General features: G+C 72.4%; 24 protein-coding genes and 2 pseudogenes. 9 read left to right on the top strand and 17 right to left on the bottom strand.

Annotation, left to right across the window (positions count from 1 at the left end; translation table 11 throughout):
* Positions 1–78: 78 nt before the first annotated feature.
* On the top strand, positions 79–1,413 hold the full coding sequence (locus AC068A_RS27230; RefSeq protein ID WP_478588877.1) for a cytochrome P450: 1,335 nt from the start codon (positions 79–81) through the stop codon (positions 1,411–1,413).
* Between the two features lie 112 nt (positions 1,414–1,525).
* Here the strand turns inward: AC068A_RS27230 and AC068A_RS27225 are convergent.
* Positions 1,526–1,738 (bottom strand): annotated as a pseudogene (locus tag AC068A_RS27225) (IS630 family transposase); the annotation flags it as partial.
* A gap of 303 nt (positions 1,739–2,041) precedes the next feature.
* On the opposite strand from AC068A_RS27225, the gene AC068A_RS27220 reads away from it, so the two are divergent.
* Together AC068A_RS27220 and AC068A_RS27215 are read left to right on the top strand one after the other, a co-directional pair.
* Positions 2,042–2,404, top strand: coding sequence for a DUF1304 domain-containing protein (locus AC068A_RS27220; RefSeq protein ID WP_478588876.1), 363 nt, complete (start codon positions 2,042–2,044; stop codon positions 2,402–2,404).
* A 5-nt stretch (positions 2,405–2,409) separates the two neighbouring features.
* Positions 2,410–2,967, top strand: coding sequence for a TetR/AcrR family transcriptional regulator (locus AC068A_RS27215; protein WP_478588875.1), 558 nt, complete (start codon positions 2,410–2,412; stop codon positions 2,965–2,967).
* Between the two features lie 338 nt (positions 2,968–3,305).
* On the opposite strand, the gene AC068A_RS27210 is transcribed toward AC068A_RS27215, so the two are convergent.
* Complete coding sequence (locus AC068A_RS27210) at positions 3,306–3,584, bottom strand: anti-sigma factor family protein (RefSeq protein WP_478588874.1); 279 nt, start codon at positions 3,582–3,584, stop codon at positions 3,306–3,308.
* Complete coding sequence (locus AC068A_RS27205; RefSeq protein WP_478588873.1) at positions 3,581–5,086, bottom strand: MFS transporter; 1,506 nt, start codon at positions 5,084–5,086, stop codon at positions 3,581–3,583. Before AC068A_RS27205 ends, AC068A_RS27210 begins: the two co-directional genes overlap by 4 nt.
* Before the next feature lie 8 nt (positions 5,087–5,094).
* On the opposite strand from AC068A_RS27205, the pseudogene AC068A_RS27200 reads away from it, so the two are divergent.
* The 5 genes and pseudogenes from AC068A_RS27200 to AC068A_RS27180 form a co-directional block, all read left to right on the top strand.
* Positions 5,095–5,325, top strand: a pseudogene (locus AC068A_RS27200) (FAD-dependent monooxygenase); the annotation flags it as partial.
* A 254-nt stretch (positions 5,326–5,579) separates the two neighbouring features.
* A complete protein-coding gene (locus AC068A_RS27195) occupies positions 5,580–5,996 on the top strand; it encodes a VOC family protein (protein WP_478588872.1) in 417 nt (138 codons plus the stop codon).
* A 76-nt stretch (positions 5,997–6,072) separates the two neighbouring features.
* The gene (locus tag AC068A_RS27190) at positions 6,073–6,642 is read left to right on the top strand and encodes a nuclear transport factor 2 family protein (RefSeq protein ID WP_478588871.1); all 570 of its coding nucleotides are present in this window, start codon (positions 6,073–6,075) and stop codon (positions 6,640–6,642) included.
* 101 nt (positions 6,643–6,743) lie between these two features.
* Complete coding sequence (locus AC068A_RS27185) at positions 6,744–7,136, top strand: carboxymuconolactone decarboxylase family protein (protein WP_478588870.1); 393 nt, start codon at positions 6,744–6,746, stop codon at positions 7,134–7,136.
* Positions 7,133–7,348 (top strand): hypothetical protein, encoded by a 216-nt coding sequence (locus AC068A_RS27180; protein WP_478588869.1) that lies wholly within the window; start codon positions 7,133–7,135, stop codon positions 7,346–7,348. Before AC068A_RS27185 ends, AC068A_RS27180 begins: the two co-directional genes overlap by 4 nt.
* Positions 7,349–7,428: 80 nt before the next feature.
* Here AC068A_RS27180 and AC068A_RS27175 read toward each other — a convergent pair whose 3' ends face one another.
* The 10 genes from AC068A_RS27175 to AC068A_RS27130 all read right to left on the bottom strand — a co-directional run bounded on the left by AC068A_RS27175 (position 7,429) and on the right by AC068A_RS27130 (position 18,708).
* Positions 7,429–8,952, bottom strand: coding sequence for an ABC transporter ATP-binding protein (locus tag AC068A_RS27175; protein ID WP_478588868.1), 1,524 nt, complete (start codon positions 8,950–8,952; stop codon positions 7,429–7,431).
* Entirely contained in the window at positions 8,949–9,710 is a 762-nt protein-coding gene (locus AC068A_RS27170; protein ID WP_478588908.1) for an ABC transporter permease subunit, read from the bottom strand. Before AC068A_RS27170 ends, AC068A_RS27175 begins: the two co-directional genes overlap by 4 nt.
* An 80-nt stretch (positions 9,711–9,790) precedes the next feature.
* Positions 9,791–10,747, bottom strand: a complete 957-nt coding sequence (locus AC068A_RS27165) for an ABC transporter permease (protein WP_478588907.1) — start codon at positions 10,745–10,747, stop codon at positions 9,791–9,793.
* On the bottom strand, positions 10,735–12,324 hold the full coding sequence (locus tag AC068A_RS27160) for an ABC transporter substrate-binding protein (RefSeq protein ID WP_478588867.1): 1,590 nt from the start codon (positions 12,322–12,324) through the stop codon (positions 10,735–10,737). The genes AC068A_RS27165 and AC068A_RS27160 overlap by 13 nt, the downstream gene beginning before the upstream one ends.
* On the bottom strand, positions 12,321–13,160 hold the full coding sequence (locus AC068A_RS27155; RefSeq protein ID WP_478588866.1) for a class I SAM-dependent methyltransferase: 840 nt from the start codon (positions 13,158–13,160) through the stop codon (positions 12,321–12,323). The genes AC068A_RS27160 and AC068A_RS27155 overlap by 4 nt, the downstream gene beginning before the upstream one ends.
* Positions 13,157–14,434, bottom strand: coding sequence for an MFS transporter (locus AC068A_RS27150; RefSeq protein WP_478588865.1), 1,278 nt, complete (start codon positions 14,432–14,434; stop codon positions 13,157–13,159). Before AC068A_RS27150 ends, AC068A_RS27155 begins: the two co-directional genes overlap by 4 nt.
* Positions 14,431–15,480: a dipeptide epimerase gene (locus AC068A_RS27145; RefSeq protein WP_478588864.1), complete on the bottom strand. Its 1,050-nt coding sequence runs from the start codon at positions 15,478–15,480 to the stop codon at positions 14,431–14,433. Before AC068A_RS27145 ends, AC068A_RS27150 begins: the two co-directional genes overlap by 4 nt.
* Positions 15,477–16,601 (bottom strand): PLP-dependent cysteine synthase family protein, encoded by a 1,125-nt coding sequence (locus AC068A_RS27140; protein WP_478588863.1) that lies wholly within the window; start codon positions 16,599–16,601, stop codon positions 15,477–15,479. The genes AC068A_RS27145 and AC068A_RS27140 overlap by 4 nt, the downstream gene beginning before the upstream one ends.
* A complete protein-coding gene (locus AC068A_RS27135; RefSeq protein ID WP_478588862.1) occupies positions 16,598–17,440 on the bottom strand; it encodes a Rossmann-like domain-containing protein in 843 nt (280 codons plus the stop codon). The genes AC068A_RS27140 and AC068A_RS27135 overlap by 4 nt, the downstream gene beginning before the upstream one ends.
* On the bottom strand, positions 17,437–18,708 hold the full coding sequence (locus AC068A_RS27130; RefSeq protein ID WP_478588861.1) for an ATP-grasp domain-containing protein: 1,272 nt from the start codon (positions 18,706–18,708) through the stop codon (positions 17,437–17,439). The genes AC068A_RS27135 and AC068A_RS27130 overlap by 4 nt, the downstream gene beginning before the upstream one ends.
* Before the next feature lie 124 nt (positions 18,709–18,832).
* Here AC068A_RS27130 and AC068A_RS27125 point away from each other — a divergent pair, with 124 nt between their 5' ends.
* A complete protein-coding gene (locus AC068A_RS27125) occupies positions 18,833–19,432 on the top strand; it encodes a GNAT family N-acetyltransferase (protein ID WP_478588860.1) in 600 nt (199 codons plus the stop codon).
* Positions 19,433–19,749: 317 nt separating this feature from the next.
* Here AC068A_RS27125 and AC068A_RS27120 read toward each other — a convergent pair whose 3' ends face one another.
* The 4 genes from AC068A_RS27120 to bfr form a co-directional block, all read right to left on the bottom strand.
* Complete coding sequence (locus tag AC068A_RS27120) at positions 19,750–20,805, bottom strand: ABC transporter ATP-binding protein (RefSeq protein ID WP_478588859.1); 1,056 nt, start codon at positions 20,803–20,805, stop codon at positions 19,750–19,752.
* 1 nt (position 20,806) lies between these two features.
* Positions 20,807–22,174 (bottom strand): ABC transporter permease, encoded by a 1,368-nt coding sequence (locus AC068A_RS27115; protein ID WP_478588858.1) that lies wholly within the window; start codon positions 22,172–22,174, stop codon positions 20,807–20,809.
* A gap of 197 nt (positions 22,175–22,371) precedes the next feature.
* On the bottom strand, positions 22,372–23,433 hold the full coding sequence (locus AC068A_RS27110) for an iron ABC transporter substrate-binding protein (RefSeq protein WP_478588857.1): 1,062 nt from the start codon (positions 23,431–23,433) through the stop codon (positions 22,372–22,374).
* Positions 23,434–23,628: 195 nt separating this feature from the next.
* The gene (gene bfr, locus AC068A_RS27105) at positions 23,629–24,108 is read right to left on the bottom strand and encodes a bacterioferritin (protein ID WP_478588856.1); all 480 of its coding nucleotides are present in this window, start codon (positions 24,106–24,108) and stop codon (positions 23,629–23,631) included.
* Between the last annotated feature and the right edge of the window lie 34 nt (positions 24,109–24,142).

Here is a 24,142-nt window from a genome sequence, read left to right as displayed (position 1 = left end):
TCGAGGCGCTTCCCCACCGGGGTCCCCGTAGATCAACGAAGACCGAAGACCACCTGCGAAGCAATTCGGGAGGCCCCCATGACCTCGTTCCTGGACACGATCACGCCGGAGGCGCTCCACGCGGATCCCTATCCGATCTACCAGCGGCTTCGACGTGACCACCCTGTGGCCGAGATCCCCGCACTCGGCTGCCGGCTCGTCACGCGCTGGCAGGACGTGCGTCAGGTGATGAGCGACAGCGATGGCTTCACCACCGACTTTCCGTCCGCCATCTCGGAGATTCTCGGACCGGAGAACATCCTGTCCAGTAGCGGCGACGTCCACAAAGGCCTGCGCGCCAGCGTCGAGGAGCTCTTCGCGCCCGAACGGGCCGGTCTGGCCCGAGAGCACGCACGGAAGCTGGTCATCGAGCGGGTCTCGGGCATGCACGGGCAAGCGGACCTCATGGGCGAGGTCCTGCAACCCGTCGCGGCAGAGGTGTTCCGATGGATGCTGGGCCTCGAGGTCGACAGCACGACCCTGCTGCGCATGGCACGGGCCCTGTGGCTGGGCGCCCTGAATCCGGGAGACCCCGCCAAGCTCGCGGTGTCGGCCGCCGCCATGACCGAGCTCGACGCCACGCTCACCCCCTGGCTCGAGAACCTCGGCCCGGACCCGTCCTCGGCGACCGCACGGTGGCGGCACGTCACCCCTGGAGGCCTCTGTCCGCGAAGCGTCGCAGAGGTACTCCCGACGATCCGCGTGGTCCTCCCGTCCCTTCCCGAACCGGGGTGGGCGGCGGGCAGCCTCCTGGTCGCGCTGTTCAACGACCCGGAACAGCGCGGACTCGTCCGGGACCACCCGGAGCTCCTCGGCGACGCCGTCCACGAAGTCCTGCGATGGATGCCACCGTTCGGGCTCGTCGAGCGCATGACCACCCGACAGGTGGAGCTGGGTGGCACACGCCTGCCTGCCGGTGCACAGGTCCTGGCCGCGATCGGTTCCGCGAACCGCGACGAGACGGTGTTCGAGCAGCCGGACACCTTCGATCTCCGCCGGCGACGGCAGCCGCTGACCACCTTCGGGTACGGAGAACACGCCTGCCTCGTCGGCGCGTTCATCCCCGCCATCGTAGAAGGCCTGGTCGCCGGCATCCTCGACGTCCACCCCGGTGTCCGCGACGACCCCTCGCAGCCGTCCCGAGTAGCCGGCTGGGCCGCCCGCTACACCGCGCGCCTTTGCGTGGACGGCCTCGGCGACTCTGCGACCTCACCATCCGCCACGTCGAACACTCGGGCAGTACTACCACCCACGTCTGCACCCGTGCCTGATCCCACGCCCGAGGCCCGATGCAACCAAGATCCGGACCACGCGCGGACAGCGAGCCCGGCCGAGCATGCCCGGACGAACATCGTTGCCGGCCAACCCGGGTAATCCCCGTGGACCACCAGGAGACGAAGAACCTCCTCGTCTCGTACTGCCCGAAGCGCCCGGCTTCTTCCAGCGTTCTGCGCCGGGATCTGTTCAGAGAGCCGGCGGGGCGTTCGAGGATGTCGTCCGCGGTCCTGGTCCGGACGTAGGGCTTCGGGTCGCTGTTCCAGGTGGCGATCCGGTCGCGGATGTCCTTCTCGAGGGCCCGGACGGACTCGTGGACGCCTCGCCGTATCTGCTTGTCGGCCAGCTCGGCGAACCACCGCGCCACCAGGTTCAGCCAGGACGATCCGGTGGGCGTGAAGTGCACGTGGAACCGGGGATGCGCCGGTGGCCGCCACTTGATGTCCGGGCCGTGTTCCTACTTCTTGACGCTCGCACGCCGGCCCCGGTTGCCGGCTGGCCGGCCGGCTCACGATCGCGTCTCGACGACCGATTCCGCGTCGGGTGGCACAGCGAAGTCCTCCTTCCTGACAGCGGTCTACGCGCTCACGCAGGCGCGTAGAGCAGGGCTGCGCGTCCACGTGGTCATGGCGCGGACTTGCACTTCCTGGACAGCTGTCCATATATTCTGGACACTCGTCCAAGAAGTGCCGGAGCTGCTTCGGCACACAAGGGAGTGGCTACGCCGATGGAGACGACTGCGACCGTGCTGGTGGGCCTGGTGGCTGCGCTGCACCTGTACTTCCTGGTGCTGGAGATGTTCCTGTGGGAGCAGGCTCCCGGCCGCAAGCTCTCCGGGTTCGACGCGGCCCTGGCCCGGGCCACCGCCCCGCTCGCCGCCAACCAGGGGCTCTACAACGGCTTCCTGGCCGCAGGCCTGCTCTGGAGCCTGTTCGCCGGGGACCCGACCGGGTTCCAGGTCAGGGTCTTCTTCCTCTGCTGCGTGGTGGTCGCCGGGGTGTACGGCGGGTTCACCGCCAACCGGCGCATCCTGATCGCCCAGGCACTGCCGGGTGCTCTGGCGCTCGCCGCGGTCCTGCTGGCCGGGTGACCGCCATGCCGGAGGATCCCCGCACCGAACGGACCCGGGCCCGGCTGCGCCAGGCCCTGCTGGAGGAGTGCGCGAGCGGCCCCCTCGACAAGGTCAGCGTCGCGGCCCTGGTGCGCCGGGCCGGGGTCGGCCGCGCCACGTTCTACCTCCACTACGCCGACCTCGAGGCGCTCGCCGTCGACACCTGTGCCGAGATCGTCCGCGAGGCCGTGGACGCCCTGCACGCCTGGCGCGGCGTACCCGACCCCGCCACCCCGCCGCCCGCCCTGCTCGCCTTCTTCGATCGCCTCCCCCAACACGCCGGGCTCTACCGGCAGTTGCTCCGCCCAGGCGGCGGCGGTCCGCTGGGCCGCGTCCTCCACCGCGACCTGCGCGCCCGCAGCCAGGCCGAGCGCGCCCTCGCCGGCGCGCCGGAGCCCGAGCTGATCGCCTCGGCCGTGGCCGCGGCCTTCGCCGGCGTGCTCGCCGACTGGCTGCACGGTCTCATCGAGGCCACCCCCGTCGAGATCACGGGCCGGGTCTGGCGCTTGCTGATCAACCTCCACCGCACGCCGCTGCCCTGACCGGTACCGCCGGCCCGTTCCAACGGGCCGGCCGCGACCCGGTGCGAGGCGGGCGAGCAGCGACAGGGCCGTGATCCCGGCAATGAAGCAGGCGCCGGTCTTCACGCCGCCGGGGCGTTCGACCATGGGCGAGGGCTGGCCGCACGTCCTCGACTGCCTCACCACCGCCTTGAGCAGCGCGAACTGACCGACGGCGAGAGCCGGAGGACGTCGAGGGCGTCGGCCGGCCGACTGTCCTGCCTTGACCCGTCGAACGCCGACTGCGTGGTGCTGACCCCGTCCGGCAGCCGAGCCCCGGGACAGCGGGCGTCCGCGCCTCCCCTGCCTGCCCGTGACGCTCAGCGGCGGCGGATCTCCCGGAACGTCGCCATGAGCCGGTCCCGCACATAGGGGTCCAGGTCCGCGACGTCCGCCGGGCTCAGCCGGCCGGCGAGCCGGGCGACCGTACGCCACTGGGCGAGCGCGGCCCGGCAACCCTCACAGTGTTCGAGGTGCTCGTCGACACGGCGCTGGGCACGGGGCGGGAGGGTGCCGTCCAGATAGGCGGTGAGCTGCTCGACGAAGTCGATGCACCGCTGGTCGCCCCCTGCCCCGGTCCCGCCCGGCTGTTCGCTCACCGCGCCTCCCGCCCTTCGGCGTACCGCTCCAGGCGGGCTCGAACCAGCCCCCGGGCCCGGTGCAACCGCTGTTGCTCGTCCGCGGCGCTGATGTCGAGGGTCTCGGCGACCTCGGCGGGTGACCGGCCCTGCACGTCGCGCAGCAGGATGACCCGGCGCAATTCCGCCGGCATGTCCAGGATCGCGGAACGCACCTCGGCGAGGGCCGCGGCGCTGCCCGGGTCGAGGTCCGGGACCGCCCATACGGCGGGCGGGGTCGCCCAGTGGCCCGGCCAGTCGGGGTGGTCCTCGGGAAGGAAGCGGTCCGCCGGGAACGTGGGCTCCGCCCTTTCGGCGGGCACGGCGACCGGAGCGGCGGCCACCGGAGGCCCGGGCGCCGTCGGCAGTACGACGATCATCAGGATTCCCGAGGCGACCGCGACCGCCATGAACAGCCAGCCGGCGTCGTCGACCCCGCCGATGCCGCTCACGAATCCGACGACCAGCGCGAACGGCACGAAGGTGAGCCAGGTGAGGGTGCCGACGCCGGAGGCGACTCCGGCGCGGACCGTCGACGGCACCGCGTCGTGGAGCTGGTGCATCACCGGGATGCTGACCGCGACGACCACCAGGGTGAGCAGGACCTGGACGGCGATCACCACGGCCGTGCTGCTGCTCGTCGCCAGCACGGCGCAGCAGCCCGCCGCCAGTGCGGCGAGGACCGCCAGCGGCCCGCGCCGCTTCATCCAGCGATGTGAGCCGAGCAGCCCTCCCAGGCCGAGTGCGGAGGTCAGGCCGGCCCAGTGCGGTCCGTACCAGAAGGCCGGAGTGGCCAAGGCGACCAGCCACAGGGGGCCGAACTCCAGCATCCCCTGCATCAGCAGCGCGGTAGCGACGGTCAGCATGATCACCGGGCGGAGCCGGCCGCGCTGCAGCAGCACCCGGTAGGTGGTGGCGATCTGGCGGCGGAGCGGCTCGGCCTCCTCGGCCTTGTGCAGGCGCGGCTCGCGGACGAGGTACAGCGCGACGGCCGCCCCGATCAGCGGCGGAACGGTGAGGAAGTACGTGTCCCGCAGGGAGAGGAGTTCCGCGAGGGCGCCGCCGGCCAGCGCGCTCGCGACGAGGGCGGCGCTCTCCATCACCCGGACCCGCCCGATGACCCGTTCGAAGTCGTCGCTCGACCCGGTCTCCTCGAGCACGGTGTCGTAGACGATCGACTCGAACGTCCCGGACTGCATGGCGAAGAAGATCCCGAGGAAGAACGCCGCCGCCATGTACATCGCGACGTTCCGGCTCAGTCCCCCGACGATGACGCTGACCACCGCCGCCGCACACGCGAGACCCAGTACACCGCGGCGGCTCCACCGGTCGGCGAGCAGGCCCGAGGGAACCTCGAAGACGGGCACCACCACCGAGTACACGGCCGCCATCACACCCACCCCGGCCGCATCGAAGCCGATATCGGTCATGAACAGCTTCTCGATGGGCACCCACAAGGCCAGGTTCTGCAGGAAGGCCGCCACGTACAACGGTGCCAACCGCCGGCGAAGCGCACGGCGCGCCCGGTGTTGTTCGTCCACGGTGCCCACTCTCGGTCGGAGCGGTGCGGCGGCCAAGCAACCGGGAGGGTGGTGTCGGGTCGGGCGGCGAGCAGGGGGACGCGGCCCACCTCGCCTGGAAACTCGGCCTCGTACTCGGCGGAGCCGATCCGGCCGTCCTCGGCACCTACCACCGCGAACGGCACCCCGTCGGCCGCCGCGTCCTGCGCCAGAGCGGCGCCATGATGCGCGTCGCCGTCACCCTCAGGCCCCGGCCCGCCCGCCGGCTGCGCAACCACCTCGCACCGCTCGCCCTGGGCATCGCCCCCGTGCGGGACGCCATCGCGGGCAGCTTCGGCGGCAAGGGATGCGCCACCGCACAACGGCGAGATCGACCACGCCGCCTGCGGTCATCCGCATTCGCCTCTGCCGCACATAAGCTGCCCGTACTGACCATTCGTCATGTAAGGGAGCAACCATGGCCTCTCGCCTCAACCCGTACATCAGCTTCTCCGGCAACGCGAAGCAGGCCATGGAGTTCTACAAGGAGGTGTTCGGCGGCGACCTGGCCGTCAACGCCTACGGCGACTTCGGCTCCGAGACGCCTCCCGGGTACGCCGACAAGGTCATGCACGGCAGGCTGGAGACCCCCAGCGGCTTCACCCTGATGGGCTCCGACAATCCGCCCGGGGCGGAGCTCAATCCCGGGAACAACATCGCGGTGAGCCTGAGCGGCGACGACACCGGCGAACTGCGCGGCTACTGGGACAAGCTGTCCGCGGGCGGCACGGTGTCCGTGCCGCTGGAGAAGCAGATGTGGGGCGACGTGTTCGGCATGTGCACCGACCAGTTCGGCATCACGTGGATGGTCAACATCAGCGAACACCAGGCCTGATCCCGTGTCGACGCCTCGGTGACCCATCGCTCGCCCATGGGACGGGCCTCAGTCGTCCAGGCTCCCCATGGTCAGGTTGACGATCGTTCCCGTCATCCCGCTCGCCTTGTCGGAAGCCATGAAGGCCGCCGTGTTCGCGACCGTCGAGTCGGTCAACAGTGCCCTCGAACGCGCCCGCGCCGGCCTGGAGCGCCGACGCTCGGCGGGCGCCGAGCGCGAACCGGCGCCCGCTCCCGGCTCACAAGCCGAGGAGGCACTCGTGTCGGAGTTCGTCCGCGCCTACGAGTCCGGCGACGTCGATGCGCTGGCGGCCTTGTTCACCGACGACGTCTTCGTCTCCATGCCTCCGATTCCCCTCGCATACGAGGGCCGCGGCGTCGTGGCCCGCCTCTTCGCCGGCATCTTCCGTTCGGGCAGGAGGGTTGACCTCGTACCGACGCGGGCGAACGGTCAGCCGGCGTTCGGGGCCTACCTTCGTGCTTCGACCGGTGTCCGCCGTGGAACCGGCCTCTTCGTCCTCACCCTCACCGGCGAACGGATCTGCGCCTTCACCCGCTTCGAAGGCAGCGTGCTCCCCTGGTTCGAACTGCCGCGATCGCTCCCTGGCCGACAGCCGGGTGCCGAGCGCCCTGCATCGGGGCCATGAGCCGAGCAGCCCCCGCGCAGGTCACCGGTAGCAGGGGCCCTGGTGGCGTTCTAGCGTGGAATGAGGGGGTCGGTTCCGCCCGGCTGAGAGGAGTGGTCACCATGGCGGGCAGGAGTCGGAGCGAAGTCGAGTCGGAGATCAAGGAGACCCTGGGCCTCGTACCCCATTTCTTCTCCCAGATCCCGGATGACCTGCTGGACTACGAGTGGGAGATCTTCAAGAAGATCGAGCTCGGCGAGACGCTCATCCCGAACAAGTACAAGGAGCTGATCGGGGTCGCGCTGCACTCGGAAACAAAATGCCGTTACTGCACGCTCTTCCACACGGAGGCCGCGAAGCTGTTCGGGGCCACCGACGAGGAGATCCAGGAAGCCGTCCACTACGCGAAGAACAGCCTCGGCTGGAGTGCGTACATCAACGGCATGCGTGAGGACTACGACGAATTCGCGCGCGAACTCGGGCAGATCAAGGACTACCTGTCGTCGAAGGGATGACCATGCAGCTCGAGTGGGCCCGGCCCGGCGTCCTGCGCGCGACGGCTCACGCCTTCGAATTCGCGGCGCTGGTGGCCGCCGCCCGCTACGTGGCCGAGTCCGCTCCGCCCGGCATCCCGGAGGAGTCGCTGGATCAGCTCAAACACATCCTGCGCGACTACGACACCCAGTCACGCCACCTGCGTGACGCGCCTGCGCCGGGCGACTCCTGAGCCGTCCGCCCGCGCCTGCGAGGCGGGGCGGCAGCGGGCGGCAGCGTGTTCCGACCACGCTGCGGGCACCATTTCCGCGATCAGCAGTGCTCCTCCGCGCGGTCCGGCAGCGCAGCCCGCAGCAGAGCCCCCGTCACCGGGTGCCGCGGGGCATCGAACAACTGCCGCGCGGGCCCCTCCTCCACCACGTGTCCGGCATCGAGTACGGCGATGCGGTCGGCCAGCGCCCCCACCGCAGCCAGGTCATGGGTGATGAACAGCAGGGACAGCGCGTCCCGTTCGCGCAGTCCGGCCAGGATGCCGAGGATGGCGCTCCGCGTGACGGCGTCCAGGCCGGAGGTGATCTCGTCGCAGATCAAGACCGTCGGCTCCGCCAGCAGGGCGCGGGCCAGCGCGGCGCGCTGGAGCTCGCCGCCGGACAGACCGCCTGGCCGTCGTGCGACCAGCTCCGCCGACAACCCCAGTTCCGCCAGGACCTGTGCGGCCTTCGCCCGTGCCTCGTCCGGCGCGGCGCCCCGCAGGCGTACGGCGGTCCGGGCGACCTGCTCGAGGACCGGCCGGTACTCGTCGAAGGCCGCCCTCGCATCCTGGAACACGTATTGGACTGAGGCCAGTTCCGCCCGTGTCCGGGAGCGCAGGCTGCGGGCCAGCGGCCGTCCGTCGAGCAGTACCTCGCCTCGGTGGGCCGGGTGCAGCCCGGCCAGGCACCGACCCAGGGTGGTCTTGCCGCTGCCGGAACGGCCGACCACCACCAGGCACTCCCCCTCAGCGACCGAGACCTCGACCGCGCCTGCGGCACCGAGGACACGAACCGCCCCGCCCGCGGTGCGATGGCCGGCACTCAGCCCGCGGGTCTCCAGCCGTACGGCGCTTCTCGGACGGGTGTCCCGCGCCGTGCGGGGCGCCTGGTGCGGTTCGGCGGCGAGGACGGCGGCGGGCGTCCCCCGGTCGACGACCCGGCCGCCGCGCAGCAGTACGACCTCGTCGGCCAACTCCCTTACCGCGTCGAGGTCGTGGCTGAGCAGTACGACGGCGATGCCCTGCCGTGCGACGGCGGACAGTTCCGCGACGATGCCCTGCCGGGTGAGGGGGTCCTGACCGGTGGTGGGCTCGTCGGCGACGAGGACACGGGCTCCCAGCAGAAACGCCTGCGCGAGTACCACGCGCTGCTGCTGCCCGCCGGACAGCTGGTGGGGGAAGCGGCGCAGCACCTCGTCCGGGTCGGGGAGCTGCGCCAGCCGCAGGGCCTCGCGGACCCGCTCCTGGATCTCCGCCCGGCTGCCGTCCTGCCGGCGCGCGATGTCGCGGAGCAGCGCGCATACCCGGCGGGCCGGGTTGAGCGCGGCGGCCGGGTGCTGGGGCACGTAGCCCACGGCGTGCCCGGCGGTGCGGACGCTGCCGCCGACCCGGGCGCCTTCGGGGTACTCGCCGAGGAGTGCGAGGCCGGTGGTGGTCTTCCCGCTGCCCGAGGGACCGACGAGCGCGGTCACCTTCCCGGCAACGGCGGTGAGGCTGACGCCGTCGACGAGGGGACGCCCCCCGATCTCGACACGCAGGTCCCGAATCTCCGCCACGGCCGCCGCCTCGCGGCTCGGGTTCGTCACGTCGTTCCCTTCCCATGGCCCGGCCGCCGCTGTAGGGCCGCATCGAACAGCAGGTTGGTGCCCATCGACAGCGCGGCGATGAGCAAGGCGGGCACCACCACGGCCCAGGGCTGCAGGAACAGCCCGGTGCGGTTGCGGTCGACCATCACCGCCCAGTCGGCGGCGTCCGGCTGTACGCCGACGCCGAGGAACGCGGCCGTCGCGACCAGGTACAGGGCTCCGGTCAGCCGGATCCCGGCGTCCGCGGCGAGGGTGCGCCGCATCGCGCGGCAGACGTAGCCGACCGCCGTGCGCCACCACGACTCGCCCTGCATGCGCAGGGCTTCGACGGCGGGCCGCGCGGCGGCCTCCACGGCTGCCGCGTGCACGACCCGGGCCGCATCGGGTACGGCGGCCAGCCCGACCAGGAGGGTCAGCCCGACCGGCCCCGGAGTGAGGGTGGCGGAGACGAGCAGCACCAGCAGCAGCGACGGGACGGCGATCAGCACGTCCAGCGGCCGCATCAGCACCTCCTCCAGCACGCTGCGGCGCGTGAGGGCGGCGGCGAGGCCCAGCGGGACCGCCACCGCGTACGCCAGAGCGGTGGCGGCAAGGGAAACCCACACCACCGAGCGGCCGCCGAGGAGCACCTGGTGCCAGACGTCCCTCCCGCTGAAGTCGGTGCCGAGCCAGTGCCCGTCGCCGGTGCCGAAGGAGACGGAGCGGGGACCGGGGGGCCCGGCGAACAGCGGGCCCAGCAGGGCGAGCAGCAGCGGCATCACGATCAGCCCGAGGGCGAGCGCGTACCGGGCCGGGGAATGACGAGGGGCAGGGGAATGACGAGGGGCACGGGGACCGGTCATGCCGCCACCTCCGAGCGGGGAGCGAGCCGGCGGGCCGCCAGGTCGGCGCCGATGTTCACCAGCACGGTCACCACGCCGAATACCACGGCCATGCCCTGGATGACGGGGACGTCGCGGGCAGCGACGGCCTCGACGAGCACGGTGCCCAGCCCGGGGATCACGAACAGCGCCTCGACCACGATCACCCCGCTGAGCAGCCAGTCGCAGGTCCGGGCGAGCTGCTGGGCGGCCGGGGCGAGGGCATTGGGCAGGGCGTGCGCCCAGCGGATGCGGGCGGCGGACAGGCCGTACCGCCGGGCCTGGGCGACGTACGGCGAGGCCATGGCGTCGATCATCCCGGCGCGGACCAGCCGGCTGATGGTGCACACCGGGCGGGCCAGCAGCACGACGGCCGGCAGGACGAGCACGGCGGGGTCGGTGGTGAGGTCGGTGGCCACCGCGGTGGGTGGCAGCCAGCCGAGCCACAGCCCGAACACCGTGGCCAGCAGCACACCGAGAGCGAACTCCGGTACGGCGTGCACGGCGAGGGTGACCGAGCTGATGACGCGGTCCACCGCGCCGCCCTCGCGGCGGGCGGCGAGGACACCGAGGCCGACGGAGAGCGGGACGAGCAGGGCGAGGGTGGCGGCCGCGAGGGCCAGGGTGGGACCGATTCCGGCGGCCAGGTAGTCGGTGACCGGCCGCCCCGAGACCAGGGAGGTCCCGAGGTCCCCGCGGAGCAGGCCGCCGGTCCAGTGCAGCAGGCGTTCGGCGGCCGGCTGGTCCAGGCCCATGGTCTCGCGGATCCGGACGATGCGCTCCGGGTCGGGCTGGTCCCCGGCAAGGGTCACGGCGGCGTCGCCGGGCAGTGCCTCGGTGAGGGCGAAGAGGAACAGGACGAGGACCGCCGTCTGCCCCACGCCGAGGAGCAGACGGCGGCCCACCCAGGGCAGGTGGCTCGTCACGCGAGCCAGATCTTGTCGAACCGGGCCCAGTCGAGGGTGTTGGCCGGGGCCTTCGTCGACACCCCGTGCACGGACGGGGCGGTGGCGACGATCCAGTCGGCGAAGCCCCAGATCAGGAAGCCGCCTTCGTCGTGGAGGCGGCGCTGCATCCGGTCGTAGAGGGCGGCGCGCTGCTTCTCGTCGCGGGTGGACTGGGCCTGCTGGTAGAGGTCGTCGAAGTCCTTCTGCTGCCATTTGGTGGCGTTGGTGGTGGATCCGGTGAGCAGCCGCTGCGAGATGTGGGACTCGATGGGCATGGCGCCGGACCGGTAGGAGGCGAAGGTGCCGTTGTCGAGGATGTCCTTCCAGTAGGTGTCCTTGTTGCCGACCTTGACCTCGACGGTGACCCCGGCCTTGGCGGCCTGCTCCTTGAAGATGCCGGCGGCCTCGACGAAGCCGGTGGCGGCGGGGGCGGTGTCCAGGGTCACCTTGAGGTTCTCGGCGCCGGCCTCCTTGAGGAGGGCGCGGGCCCGGTCGAGGTCCTGGGTGCGCTGCGGCAGGTCGGCCGGATAGTACTGGTAGCCCTTGCCGAAGAGGTCGTTGCCGACCTCGCCGGCGCCGGACAGGGCGCCGTCGACCAGTTCCTTGCGGTCTGCGATGAGGAGGAAGGCCTGGCGGACCCGCTTGTCGTTGAACGGGGGCCGGTCGGTCTTCATCACGAAGCCCTGCATGGAGCTGCCGGGAAGGCGGACGATCTCGATCTTCCCCTTGCCCTCGTGGGTGCGGGCAGTGGCGGGGCCCAGCTCGTGGGCGTACTGCACCTGGCCGCCGAGCAGGGCGCCGGCCCGGGCCGACTCCTCGGTGGCGACGACGAACTCGACCTGGTCGAGGTGGGGCGCGCCTTCCCAGTAGGCGTCGTTGCGCTTGACGACCAGGGACTTGCCGGGCGTGAAGGAGCCGTAGGTGAACGGGCCGGAGCCGACCGGCTTGTCGAAGGACGTGGTGTCCTTCGGGATGATGTACGCGCCGAACGCGGCCATGACGTTCGGGAATTCGGCGTACGGGCGCTTCAGCTTGAACTCGACGGTGGAGGCGTCCAGGACGCGGCTGGCCGCGAGGTCGATGGGCTCCAGGGAGGCCTTGGCCCGGAAGGTGCCCTTGGGGTCGGCGATCCGGCGGTAGCTGTAGAGCACGTCCTCGGCGGTGACCGGACTGCCGTCGTGGAAGGCCGCCTTGCGCAGGGTGACCTTCCAGGTGTCGAGGGCGTCGTTGGGCTCCCAGCGCTCGGCGAGCCGCGGGACGGGGGCGAGGTCGGCGCCGAAGTCGGCGAGCTTGTCGTAGAGGGCCTTGGCGCGGGCGGCGTCCACGAACAGGTTGGCGGCGTGCGGGTCCAGGGTCTCGTTGGCCCCACCGCCCGCGAAGGCGGCGCGCAGCGTGCCGCCGCGCTTGGGGGTGCCGGCCTCGGCGGCGTTCTTGGTGTCGGGGGTGTCAGCGGTGTTGCCGGTGTCGCCGGCGCAGCCGGCGGTGAGGGCGAGGGCGGCAGCGGTCGCCGTGGCGGTGGCGAGGAGGAAGCCTCGGCGGGCGAGGCCGGAGCGGCGGATGTTCACGGTGTGGTGTCTCCGTTGCTGTGCTGGGGGTTGCTGTGCTGAATGTTGTTGGGGGGACTGAGCCGGGCGACGAGGTGGAGGCGGTCGGAACTCGTGGTCCCGTGCGGGGAGTCGCCTTCGCGCCACACCGGTTCGGTGCGGGGACCGGGGCCGTCGTGCAGGGCGAGGACCTCGAAGCCGGCGTGGGTGAGGAAGTACCGCAGTTCCTGGGGGAAGAGCAGCCGCCAGGCGGAGTGCTGCTCGTCCGGTTCCGAGCCGTCGTCGGCGGTCCAGGTACGGCGGCGGCGCAGGAGTTGCGCGCCGTGGTCGATCCACAGGGTGGTGCGGGAGGTGTAGGTGGTGCCGTGCCAGTCGAATGAGGCAGTGCGCGGGCCGTCGAGCAGCTCGGTGTTGCCGAGGAAGAAGGCGCCGTTGCGCATCTCGGCGACCAGCAGGCCGCCCGGGGTGAGGTGGGCGCGGCAGCGGGCGAGGAAGGCCGTCAGGTCGTCGTTGGTGTGGCAGTACAGGAGGGCGCTGTCCAGGCAGACGACCGCGTCGAAGGCGGCTTCGAGGTCGAAGTCCCGCATGTCGGCGTGGTGGTAGGCCGGCCCGGGGTGGTGGTCGCGGGCGTACGCGAGCATCTCCGGCGAGGTGTCGATGCCGGTGACCCGGCGGCCTGCCGCCCGATGGAGCCAGGCCGCGTCGCGGCCGGTGCCGCAGCCGACGTCGAGGACGCGCGGGCCGGCGCCGTGCCGGGTCAGTGCCTCCTCGGCCCAGCGGGCGGCCAGGTGGTCGGGGTCGGGAAAGCGCTGCTCGTAGAGCTCGGGGTGGTCGGTGAGGAGGTTTCCGCTGGTCACGTGGTCTCGCTTCGGGGTCGTGCGCCGGGGCCGGCGGCTGCGGGCTCCGGTGCGGTGTCACCGTCGGGCAGCGCACCGCGCCGCCGCAGTCCGGCCACGGCCGCCGCCGAGCCCAGGCCGAGAACGGTGCAGCAGGCGTACGGCAGCCAGCTCAGGCCGGTGTGTCCGGCGGTGTCCATGGCCCAGCCGACGGCCGCGCTGCCTGCCGCCGCCGCGACGCCGGAGACCGTGTAGTAGATGCCGTAGTAGGTACCGGTCAGGTTCTCCCGCCCGAAAGCGGGGATCAGTTCCATCACGAACGGCGAGGCAATCACCACGCCCAGGTGCAGCAGCAGTGCGCCTGCGAGCACGGGCAGCAGGCGCAGCGGGTGCGGCTCGCCGGCGCCCGCGACGAGGAGCGGCGGCAGGAAGCCCAGGCCCGCCGCGGCGAGGCCGGCGGCGATCCAGCGGCCCCGGCTGCCGCGGGCCTTCAGGGCGCGGGTGATGCGGAGTTGGAACAGCATGCTGGTGACCGTCCCGGCGAGGAAGATCAGTCCGGTCGAGCCGTCCCAGCCGGAGGCGTGTACCGCGGCGTGCGGAAGAAGCAGGTACAGCTGGTTCTCCAGCCCGTACATGCCGATCATGGCGAAGGAGAACGCCAGGAACCGGCGGTTTCGGGCGGCTTCCCGCCAGTCGCCGAGCACCTTGGTGTCGGGGGCGGGGACCGGCCGGGCAGGCAGGACCAGGAGCTGGGCGAGGGTGAGGACGGCGAACACCGCGGCCGCGGTGACGGCGGCGGCCCGGAAGTCGACGAGCAGCAACAGGCTGCCGAGCAGCGGCCCGAGCAGCGCCCCGGTCGTCGCGAACACGTTGAACAGGGCGAACGCCTCCGCCTTGCGCTCCCCCGCCTCCTGGGCAACGTACGTCCGCACCGCGGGGTTGAACAGGGCCCCCGCGAGCCCGCTGAGTATCGACGCGGCCAGCAGCAGGGGCAGGGTGGCACCGAGCGCGAACAGGGAGAACCCGACGGTCCGCAGGGCACAGCCCGCGATGATGACGCCTCGGGCCCCGAGCCGGTCGGCGGCCGAACCGCCGATCAGGAACAGGCCCTGCTGGCTCAGGTTGCGCAAGCCCAGGACCACGCCGACGACCGCCGCGGAGAGGCCGAGGTCGTCGGAGAGGTGGATCGCCAGGTAGGGGATGAGCAGGTAGAAGCCGGTGTTGACGCCGAGCTGGTTGACCAGGAGCAGGCGGATGGCGAGCGGGAAGCTCCGGGTGGCCGCGAGCACATTCACGATGGGGCCTCCGCAGCGGCCCGTCTGACTCCCAGACCGGCCTGAACAGAAGCGCGTACGGTGCCGTCCCGCCCCCCGATGCCCCTCCAGGGGTCGTCGGCGAGCAGCAGGTGGCCGTCGAGGTCCACCCAGCGGGCCCGGTCGGCGAGGTGCACGGCGGGGGCGATGCCGAGGGAGCTGGCGGTGAGGCAACCGAGCATCAGCTCGGTGCCGCTGCCGCGCAGGGCGTCGTGGATGCGCAGGGCGGCGCGCACTCCCCCGCACTTGGCGAGTTTGATGTTGACGCCCTGCACCCGTCCGGCGAGGGCGGCCGCATCCTCGTAGGAGACGGCGTCCTCGTCGGCGATGACCGGGACCGGGGACTCCTTCGCCACTCGGGCGAGTGTGTCGGGGTCGCCGGGCGCGATCGGCTGTTCCACCGCGCTGACGCCGAGAGCGGCGAACCGGGGAAGCAGGTCGCGGGCCTGCTCTTCGGTCCAGGCCCCGTTGGGGTCGAGCAGCAGGCTCGCCTCGGGGGCTCCGGTCCGGACCGCCTCCACCCGGGCGATGTCCTCGGCCGGATCGGGCGACCCGGCCTTGACCTTGAGGACGGTGAACCCGCGGACCGCGAGGCGGGCGGCCTGGGCCGCGGCCGGGACGGGGGCGACGATGCCGATCGTGCGGGCGGTTGCCGCCGCGGGGGCGGTGTGCGTGCCGAACAGCTGGTGGACGGCCTGACCGGCCCGCTTCCCGACGAGGTCGAGTACGGCGGCCTCGACCGCAGCGAGCACTCCGGCCGGGAGGCCCGGCAGGCCGGCCGCAGCGGGTTCCTCCCACGCGGTCTCGGGGTCGGGGAGGCGTTCGAGGCGGGGGCGGACGGCCGCGAGGTGCCGGGTGATCCTTTCGGTGGGCAGGCCGAGGTAGTCGCTGCTGACGGCCTCGCCCCAGCCGCGCAGGCCGCCGTGATCGAGACAGACCCAGACGGCGTCGCGGCGGGCCATGACCGAGCGGGAGATGCGCAGCGGCTCCGCCAGCTCGAGTTCCGTGGTGTACCAGGTGAACTTCACTCGGAGCCTCCGAGCAGGCCGGCCCCGGTCAGGGCCCGCGTGGGCTTCGACAGGTCGGTCACATGGCGGCAGCGGGCCCATCCGACGGCTTCGGCCGCCTGCGGGTGCGCGAGTTCCAGCGGGCGTACGGCGAGCTCGGCCCGGTCGAGGCCGTGGGCATGGCAGAACTCGTCGTCGTAGACCGTGCCGAGGTAGCGGTGCGGTCCGTCCGGGAAAACCGTCGCGACGACCGCGCCGGCTTCCACCCGCGCTGCCCAGGCGGACACCAGGGCGACGGCTCCGGTGCTCCAGCCGCCGCTGACGAAACTCGTACGGGCCAGTCGGCGGCAGGCGTCGACTGCCTCGGCCGGGCCCACCCAGTGCACCTCGTCGAAGACGTGGTGGGCGACGTTGCGCGGATGGATGCTGCTGCCCAGCCCGCGCATGAGACGGGGGCGGGCGGGCTGACCGAAGATGGCCGAGCCGACGGAGTCCACGCCGATCACCTTCAGCCGCGGCCATCGGCGGCGCAGCGGGCCGACGAGTCCGGCGCTGTGGCCGCCGGTGCCCACACTGCACACCAGCACGTCCATGTGGTCCAGCTGCGCGCAGAGTTCGGCGGCCATGGAGGCGTAGCCTGCTGCGTTGTCAGGATTGTTGTACTGGTCGGGCCAGTAGGCGTCCGGTATCGCGGCGAGCAACTCGCGCAGCCGGGCGATCCGGGCGGCCTGCCACCCGCCCTCCGGCGCGGGCCGGTCGACGAGCTCCAGTCGGGCACCGTACGAGCGCAGCAACTGCCGCATGCTCGGTTCCAGTTCGGTGTCTCCGACGAGAACGACGGGGTGGCCGAGGGCCTGGCCGGCAAAGGCCAGTCCGATGCCGAGGGTGCCGGAGGTGGACTCGACCACGGTCGCACCGGGGCGGAGTTCCCCGCGCCGCCGGGCTCCGCGCAGCATGGACAGCGCGGCCCTCGACTTCATGCCGCCCGCCCCGAGGCATTCGAGCTTCGCCCAGAAACCCGGCTGGGGGAAGGGAAGTTCGGTACGGACTCGGGCGAGCGGGGTACGGCCGACCAGCGACAGCAGGTCAGGATTGGCGCCGGCCCCGGCCGACAACGGGTGCAGCACGGGTGCGGTGGTCACCGGTGGCCTCCGTAGCGGTGGATGACGCCGGGGCCGCCGTCCAGCCAGAAGAAGGGGTACGGCTCCGCGGACACGGCGGTGACACCGGCGGACAGGAAGCACGGCAGGACAGCGCTGCCGGTCTGCGCGAACATGACCAGCGGCTTGCCGGTGGCGGCGGCGTGATCGAGCAGCGGCTGGAAGGTGCCGTTGCCGAGGGTCATGCCGGAGGCGAGGACGGCGTCGCACTGCTCCAGCTCCGCGAGGGCGTCGGTACGCACGGGCTCGCCCCACTCGGTGGTACCGCCCTTGAGGTCGCACGGCACGTAGCCGGTGCCCCGCTCACGCAGCTGCTCCAGCAGGGAGTTGACGACACCGACGACCAGGACCCGCTCGACCTGCGCCTCGGGCAGCAGGTCCACGACCGCACGGGCCCGGGCCCGGGACCGCTCCAGCGAGCTGCCGGAGGGCAGGGCAACGGCGCCGGCACCCTGCTCGGGGCCGTGCGGGCGGGTGTGCATCAGATAGGCGTCGAGCGCGGCGATGCGTACGGGCAGCAGTGGGTGGTCGAGGAGTTCGGCGACGGTGGCGCCGACGCAGTCGTCGAGGGTCGAGGGGGCCAGCGCCCCCGGCTCCACGGCGCAGGAGCCGACGGCCGCGTGCAGGCGGAGGCTGAGCACCTCGTTGCGGTAGCCGCCGGCGCGGCCCTGGTGCCTGACGGCCTGGGAGGTGGTGAAGGCCAGCGCCACGCGCTGCCCCGCGGGGTCGGCCCCGTAGGACCCGCCCCGCACGGCCTCGGTCAGCCCGTCGACGGTGCGGACGACGGGCTGGTGCCGCGTCGATGCGCTCATGACACTCATGCGGTGGCCTCCTGCGACGGCTCGTAACAGGGGCGCAGCCGGGCGAGCAGGCGTTCCGCCGTGGCGCGTGCGCCGCTCCCGTCGGTGTCGGCCGTCATGATGTGGCCGAGGTATTCGTTGTTGCTGGTGGCAGGGCGGACGCTGCGGCCCGGCTCGGCGAGGGTGAGTTCGCGGACCTCTGGGCGTTCGCGTACCTGGTCGGCTCCCTCGATCGCGGTGAGGGAGCCCGCGGTGTCGGGCAGCAGGAAGGTGATGGCGGCGCTCTGCACGCCGGTCCGGCGCGGGGCGAGGTCCGGGGTACGGCCCAGGGCGACGTCGACGGCGGCTGCGGCGAGGTCCACGCCGGTGACGTGCCGGACCAGTTCGGTGATCCGGTTTCCGGCGGGCCGGGGGTTCACTTCGACCACCCGGGGTCCGGCCGGGGTCAGCTTGATCTCGGTGTGGCAGACCACGTCGTCCAGGCCGAGCGCCTTGATCGCGGCCACGGCGGTGCCGGCTGCGGCCTCGGCTTCGCCGGGCGCGAGGGCGGCGGGGAACATGTGACCGGTCTCGATGAAGGCGGGCGCGCCGCCGATGCTCTTGTCGGTCACGCCGACCACGTGCGTGGTGCCACCGGAGGAGACGGTCTCGACGCTGACCTCGGGGCCGGTCAGCAACTCCTCCAGCAGGAACACGGGGGTGCGGTCCTGGCCCCGCGCGTTGACCGGGAACTCGGTCAGCGCACGGCAGGCCTCGCCCAGTTCCCGCTCGTCCCGGACCTGACGCACCAGCATCCCGGCGCACAGGTCCACCGGCTTGACGACCAGCGGGTAGCCGATTCCGCGGGCGGCGCCCGCAGCATCGCCCGGGTCCGCGCAGACGGCGAACCGGGGGCCGGGCACGCCGGCCGCGTCCAGAATCCCCCGGGTCAGGTCCTTCCGGCAGGCCCCCTCGACGGCTCCGGCGGCCGGGCCGGGCAGCCCGATCCGCTCCGCGATGCGGGCCACCGCGGGCAGGTAGTAGTCGCAGGAGGAGAGCACGCCGTCGAAACCGAGCACCGCGTGCAGCTGCTCCAGCTGGTGCAGCAGGGCGTCCACGTCATTGGTGTCGGCCCTGATGATGTTGCGCGCCGCGAGCAGGGGGTGCGTCCCGTCGGCGGGGGTGGCGCGCAGGTAGTGGTGCAGGTCTCGGGTGACGAACGTGAACTCGTGCCCGCCCTCGCGGATCGCGCGGGGCAGCAGCCTGCTCATCGACCCCACCCAGCTCTCGACAACCAGCAGATGTGCCACGCGACTCCCTTTCAGACCGGTCGGACGACCGCCCACACGGCTCGCGGTTCCGGCGAGCCGCGAGAGACGTTATCTGAAATCGTTTTCATTTCCAATAGGGAGCTTTTCGGGTAGCGTGCGCCGCATGGATCGCAGAGAACAGGCTGAGGTCGGGCCCTACTTGGTCCGCCACGCACGGCCGGAGGACGCACCGGGGGCGCGGAGCGTCATGCTCGACACCTTCTACGCCGAGTTCGGGTACGGCTACGTACCGCAGTGGCACGACGACGTGGTGGACATCGAGGGCACCTACCTACGGCACCCGCGCCACACCCTCGTGGTCGCCGTGCTCGACGGCGGGGTTGTCGGCACGACCGCGGTGAACTCCCGCGGCCCCTCCCACCCACCGCACCCGCGCCGGCTCGCAGAGCGGTACCCCTCGGGGCGCACGGCGCAGCTCCTGCGGGTGTACGTACGCCCGGAGCACCGGCGGCACGGCCTGGCCCGCGCCATGGTGCGGGCGGCATGCGCGTTCATCGCCGACGCGCCGGGGTACGAGAGCATCTACCTGCACACGAACGTGAACATCCCAGGCGCGGAAGCCTTCTGGCGCAGCCTCGCCACCGAGGTCTTCGATGCCCGCACGACGGGCGAACACGGCGGCTTCGGCACGGTGCACTTCGAGATCCCCATGCCGACACCGGCTCCGCTGCCGGCGGCCACGGCCACGGCCACGGCCACCTGAGCGTCGTCCCTGGCGCCCGCGCTCATCGACCGCCGTGGTATCGGCGCACCGGATCGGACCACGTCGTGTCCGTCGCCGTGCTGTTTCGTCGTCACGAGCCCTCGGCCGGCGGGTCCCCGGGCCCCGTACCGCGGTCGCCCGCCACGAGGCGGCGTCGCACCTCCTCCGCCATGGTCATCAGGATCGCCGGCGTGTGGCGCGACCACGAGCGCTGGGCCATCACCGCGGACGGGTCCCTGCCGTCCGTGCACGGGGACGGTGCGCGTGGCCCGTGACAGGTGGTCAGTGTGCCGTCTCCTGGCTGCCGCCCTGCGGAATCAGCGGTGTCCGCCGAGTGGGTAGGGGCGTGCACAGCCGCGGACGCGCAGGGTGACCGCGTCGCCGGCGGCGGGCGGGGCCGTCGTCGGGTCGAAGATCCGGGCGGCCACGGCAGTGCCGTCGGCCAGGCGCAGGGCGAGCACCGCGTCGTGGCCGTAGAAGTCGCGGCGTATGACGGTTGCGACGACGGCATCCGGGGTACCGGGCGGGGCGAGCGTGATCTGCTCGGGTCGCAGGAGCACGCGCACCGGTCCGGTGGGCAGGGCGCGTTCGCCCGGTGTGACCGGTACGGCGCCGAGTGGGGTGCGGGCCCGGTTGCCGTCCAGCACGGCGGGCAGCCAGACCGCGTCGCCGACGAAGGAGGCCACCCACGGGTCGGCCGGCGCGTGGTAGAGGAGTTCGGGCGCCCCGCTCTGGATGATCCTGCCGTCGCGCATGACCGCGATCTCGTCGGCCGTGGACAGGGCTTCGGCCTGGTCGTGGGTGACGAGGACGGCTGTGGCGCCGTCGGCGCGCAGGGCCTGCCAGACGTCCTGGCGCAGTTCGGCCCGCAGGGCGGCGTCGAGTGCGTTGAAGGGTTCGTCGAGCAGGACGACCGGTGGGCGGGGTGCGAGTGCGCGGGCGACCGCGACACGCTGCTGCTGGCCGCCGGAGAGGTGGTGCGGCATCCGGTCCTGGAAGCCGGCCAGACCCACCAGGTCCAGCACCGCGTCTGCCCGGCCGGCCCGCCGTGCGGCCCTGTCAAGGCCGTAGGCGACGTTGCCGAGGACGGTCAGGTGCGGGAAGAGCGCGCCCTCCTGAGGGACCACCGCGATCCGTCGCCGCTCGGGCGGGACCGCGGTGCCGGGGGTGGCGACCCGGTGGCCGTCGACGCGGATCTCGCCCGCGTCCGGCGGCTCGAAGCCGGCGATGCAGCGCAGCAGGGTGGTCTTGCCCGAACCGGAGGGGCCGAGTACGGCCATCAGGGCTCCGGATCGGACGGTGAGGTCGACCCCGTCGAGCGCCTGGACGCGGCCGTAGGCCTTGCGTACGCCGGTGACGCGCAGTTCCGCCATGTCAGCCGCCTCCCCGGGTGAGTACTCCGGTGCGCGCCGACAGCCACCAGGTGGGGACGGCGGCGATGAGCACCAGCAGGGCCGCGTAGGGTGCGGCGGCGGCGTACTCGGCGACGGAGGTGTGCGTCCACAGGCCGGTGGCGAGGGTGTCGAGTCCGGTCGGCCGCAGCAGCAGGGTGGCGGGCAGCTCCTTCATGCAGGTGAGGAAGACGAGCGCGGTTCCGGCGCCGATGCCGGGTGCGGCCAGGGGCACGGTCACGGTGCGCAGCACATGGGCCCGGCGGCGGCCCAGCGAGCGGGCGACCTCCTCCAGGCCGGGTGGTGCCTGGGCCGCGGCAGCGCCCACGGCCGCCACGGCGAGGGGCAGGAAGAGCGCCGCATAGGCCAGCGCGAGGAGCCAGACGGACTGGTAGAGCGGGCGGGCGACGTGGATTCCGAAGAACACCAGGGAAAGGCCGATGACCAGGCCGGGCAGGGCGTGGGAGAGGTAGGCCAGCCGGTCCAGGGCGACGGCGAGGGTGCCGGGCACGCGGGCGCCGAGCAGCCCCACGGGCAGGGCGAGCAGCATGGTGAGGACGGTGCCGAGCACGGCGGCTCCGAGGGAGTTGCGGGCCGCGGTGGCGAGCTCGGCGAGCGATCCGGGCCGGGACACCCCTTCGAGGGTCCAGCGGAGCAGGCCGGCCGCGGGCACGCCGAGGGCGGTGGCGATCAGCCCGGCGAGCCCCAGCGCGGCCGGCCACCGCAAGGTGCGCAGCCGCAGCCGCGCGGGCGGGCGGGGTGCGCCGCCGCCGAGCCGGGCGTAGCGGGCGCCGCGCCGTCGGGTGAGCTGTTCGGCGAGGAGGAGCAGCACGGTGAGGGCGACCAGGACCGTGGCGAGCACGAGAGCGCCGGTGCGGTCGAAACCGAGGTTGATCGCGAGGAAGACGGCCCTGGTGAAGACATCGGCCCGGAGGATGGAGACGGCTCCGAAGTCGGAGAGCACGTAGAGCGCGACGAGCAGTGCGCCCGCCCCGACGGCCGGGCGGACCTGGCGCAGGGTCACGCCGAGGGCCGTACGCCACGGCCCGCGTCCCAGCGACCGCGACACCTCCTCCTGCGCCGGGTCCACGCCGGTCAGCGCGGCCGCGACGGGCAGGTAGACGTACGGGTACGAGACCAGCGTGAGGACCAGCGCGGCCGCCCAGAAGCCCTCGAAGTCCGCCACGGTGGAGACCCAGGCGAAGGCGGCGACGTAGCTGGGGACCGCGAGCGGCAGGGCCGCCAGCACCCCGAACAGCCGCCGCGCCGGTATGTCGGTGCGGGTGACCAGGAAGGCCGCGGCCACCCCGAGCGCCGTGCAGGCGGCGGTGACGACTGCCGCGAGCCCCACGCTCCGGGCTGCGAGCTCGCCGGTGCGCGCGGTGAGCAGCTCGGCGGTGATCCGGCCCCATCCCGCCTCGGCGACCCGTACCCCCAGGTAGACCAGGGGAATGAGGGCACCGGCGACGGCCAGCAGGGCCGCGCAGGCCAGCGCCGGACGCGGCGTCGCCAGCCGCCGCGCCCGTTGCAGGGTGCGCAGGGGCGTGCTCAGACCAGCCCCGATTCCTTGATCATTTTGACCGTGGCCTCCAGTCCGGCCAGCTCGTTCAGGTCGACTTCCGGTGCGCTCAGCGAGGACAGCGCGGGCAGCCCGGGCGCAGAGGGAATGCCCGCGACCAGCGGGTACTCGTAGGTCTGGGTGGCGAAGTAGGTCTGCGCCTCGGTGCCGAGCAGGTAGTCGACGAAGGCCCGTACGTCCGGGTCGGTGGCGGACCGGTCGAGCACGCCCACCCCGGAGACGTTGACGAGGGAGCCGATGTCCCTGTCGGGGAAGAAGTGGTTCTTCGCCTTGAGGGCGCCGACGGTGGTGCCCTTCTCCTTGGCCAGCTCGTACACGTAGTAGTGGTTGACCAGCCCGGCGGCGAGCGTGCCCTTGTCCACGTCGGCGACGATGGACGCGTTGCCCTCCCTGATCTGGGCGTCATTGGCCTTCAGCCCGGCGAGGAACTCCCTGGTCTTCTCCTCTCCGTGCTCCACCCGCATCGCGGTGATGAAGGCTTGGAAGGATCCGTTGGCGGGCGCGATGCCGACCTTGCCCTTCCATGCGGGCCCGGTCAGCTCGAATACGGACTTCGGGAGGTCGGCGGCGGGCACCCGGCCGGTGTTGTAGACCATGACGCGCGAGCGGCCGGTGACTCCGACCCACTCGCCGCCTCGCGCCCGGTACGCCGAGGGCACTTTGTCCAGCACCTCGGCCGGCAGCTGGGCGAACAGCCCCTTGGCCGTCACGGCGCCCAGAGCCCCGGCGTCCTGGGCGAGGAACACGTCGGCGGGGCTGCGCTCCCCCTCCTCCAGCAGCTGCGCCGCCATCTGCGCGGTGTCGCCGTACCGCACCTCGACGGCGATGCCGGTGGACTTCCGGAAGCCCTCCAGTACCGGCTTGACCAGCGACTCGCTGCGGCCGCTGTACACGACGACCTTCTTGTCGGACGGGGCCGTGGGGCCCGCCTGCACCTGCTCTCCGGTGGCCGATCCGCACGCCGTGGCCCCCAGGGCCAGCAGGCCGCCGAGAGCCGCCGCGAGGACGAGCCCGATCCGGGGGGTTCGCACGATCCCACTCCTCCACTGCCGGCCGCCCGACCGCAGGCAGGACATACCGCCACTATTAGGACAGGCTAACCTTACGTGCGACGGGGGGCGAGATTCCGGCACCACGCGGGTGAGTCCGCGAGACAGGCCCGTACGGGGGACGGGTCCGCGGCGGGGACCGATCCCCTGGGATCACGGGTGCCGCGAGGAGGCGGCTCAGCTCTCGGGCTGTGCGATCAGCTGGGCGATGTACAGCGGCTCACCCAGCTTCTCGACGAGCGCCAGCTGCGCGTCGAGGTAGTCGATGTGGTGCTCCTCGTCGGCGAGGATCGATTCGAAGAGGTTCGCCGAGGTGATGTCCCCCTTGGCGCGCATGACCTCGATGCCGCGCCGGAGCCGGTCGATCGCCTCGACCTCGACCTCGCGGTCGACCTGGAACATCTCGGTGACCGACTGCCCCACGCGCACGTGGAACAGCCGCTGGTAGTTGGGCAGGCCTTCGAGGTAGAGAATGCGGTCGGTCAGGTGCTCCGCGTGGTTCATCTCGTCGAAGGACTCGTGACGCGTGTACGCGGCGAGCCTCGTCCAGCCGAAGCTCTCCTGCATCTTGGAGTGGAGGAAGTACTGGTTGATCGCGGTCAGCTCCGCGGTCAGCTGTTCGTTGAGGAACTCGAGGACCTCGGGATCGCCCTGCATGACTGGTCGCCCTTCCGGCAGAGGCCGACTCCCC

This window comes from Streptomyces sp. NPDC043854 (genome assembly GCF_056436005.1).
The sequence above is the reverse complement of the archived record's forward strand: the minus strand, read 5'-3'. Positions and strand labels throughout refer to the sequence as shown.

Excerpts from the sequence above, each read along its gene's own strand:
- AC068A_RS27215 (WP_478588875.1), top strand. The coding sequence starts at position 2,410 with ATGCCGGAGGATCCCCGCACCGAACGGACCCGGGCCCGGCTGCGCCAG.
- AC068A_RS27120 (WP_478588859.1), bottom strand. The coding sequence starts at position 20,805 with ATGGCGGAACTGCGCGTCACCGGCGTACGCAAGGCCTACGGCCGCGTC.
- AC068A_RS27220 (WP_478588876.1), top strand. The coding sequence starts at position 2,042 with ATGGAGACGACTGCGACCGTGCTGGTGGGCCTGGTGGCTGCGCTGCAC.
- AC068A_RS27180 (WP_478588869.1), top strand. The coding sequence starts at position 7,133 with ATGACCATGCAGCTCGAGTGGGCCCGGCCCGGCGTCCTGCGCGCGACG.
- AC068A_RS27185 (WP_478588870.1), top strand. The coding sequence starts at position 6,744 with ATGGCGGGCAGGAGTCGGAGCGAAGTCGAGTCGGAGATCAAGGAGACC.
- AC068A_RS27170 (WP_478588908.1), bottom strand. The coding sequence starts at position 9,710 with ATGCCGCTGCTGCTCGCCCTGCTGGGCCCGCTGTTCGCCGGGCCCCCC.
- AC068A_RS27195 (WP_478588872.1), top strand. The coding sequence starts at position 5,580 with ATGGCCTCTCGCCTCAACCCGTACATCAGCTTCTCCGGCAACGCGAAG.
- AC068A_RS27230 (WP_478588877.1), top strand. The coding sequence starts at position 79 with ATGACCTCGTTCCTGGACACGATCACGCCGGAGGCGCTCCACGCGGAT.
- bfr (WP_478588856.1), bottom strand. The coding sequence starts at position 24,108 with ATGCAGGGCGATCCCGAGGTCCTCGAGTTCCTCAACGAACAGCTGACC.
- AC068A_RS27125 (WP_478588860.1), top strand. The coding sequence starts at position 18,833 with ATGGATCGCAGAGAACAGGCTGAGGTCGGGCCCTACTTGGTCCGCCAC.
- AC068A_RS27135 (WP_478588862.1), bottom strand. The coding sequence starts at position 17,440 with ATGAGTGTCATGAGCGCATCGACGCGGCACCAGCCCGTCGTCCGCACC.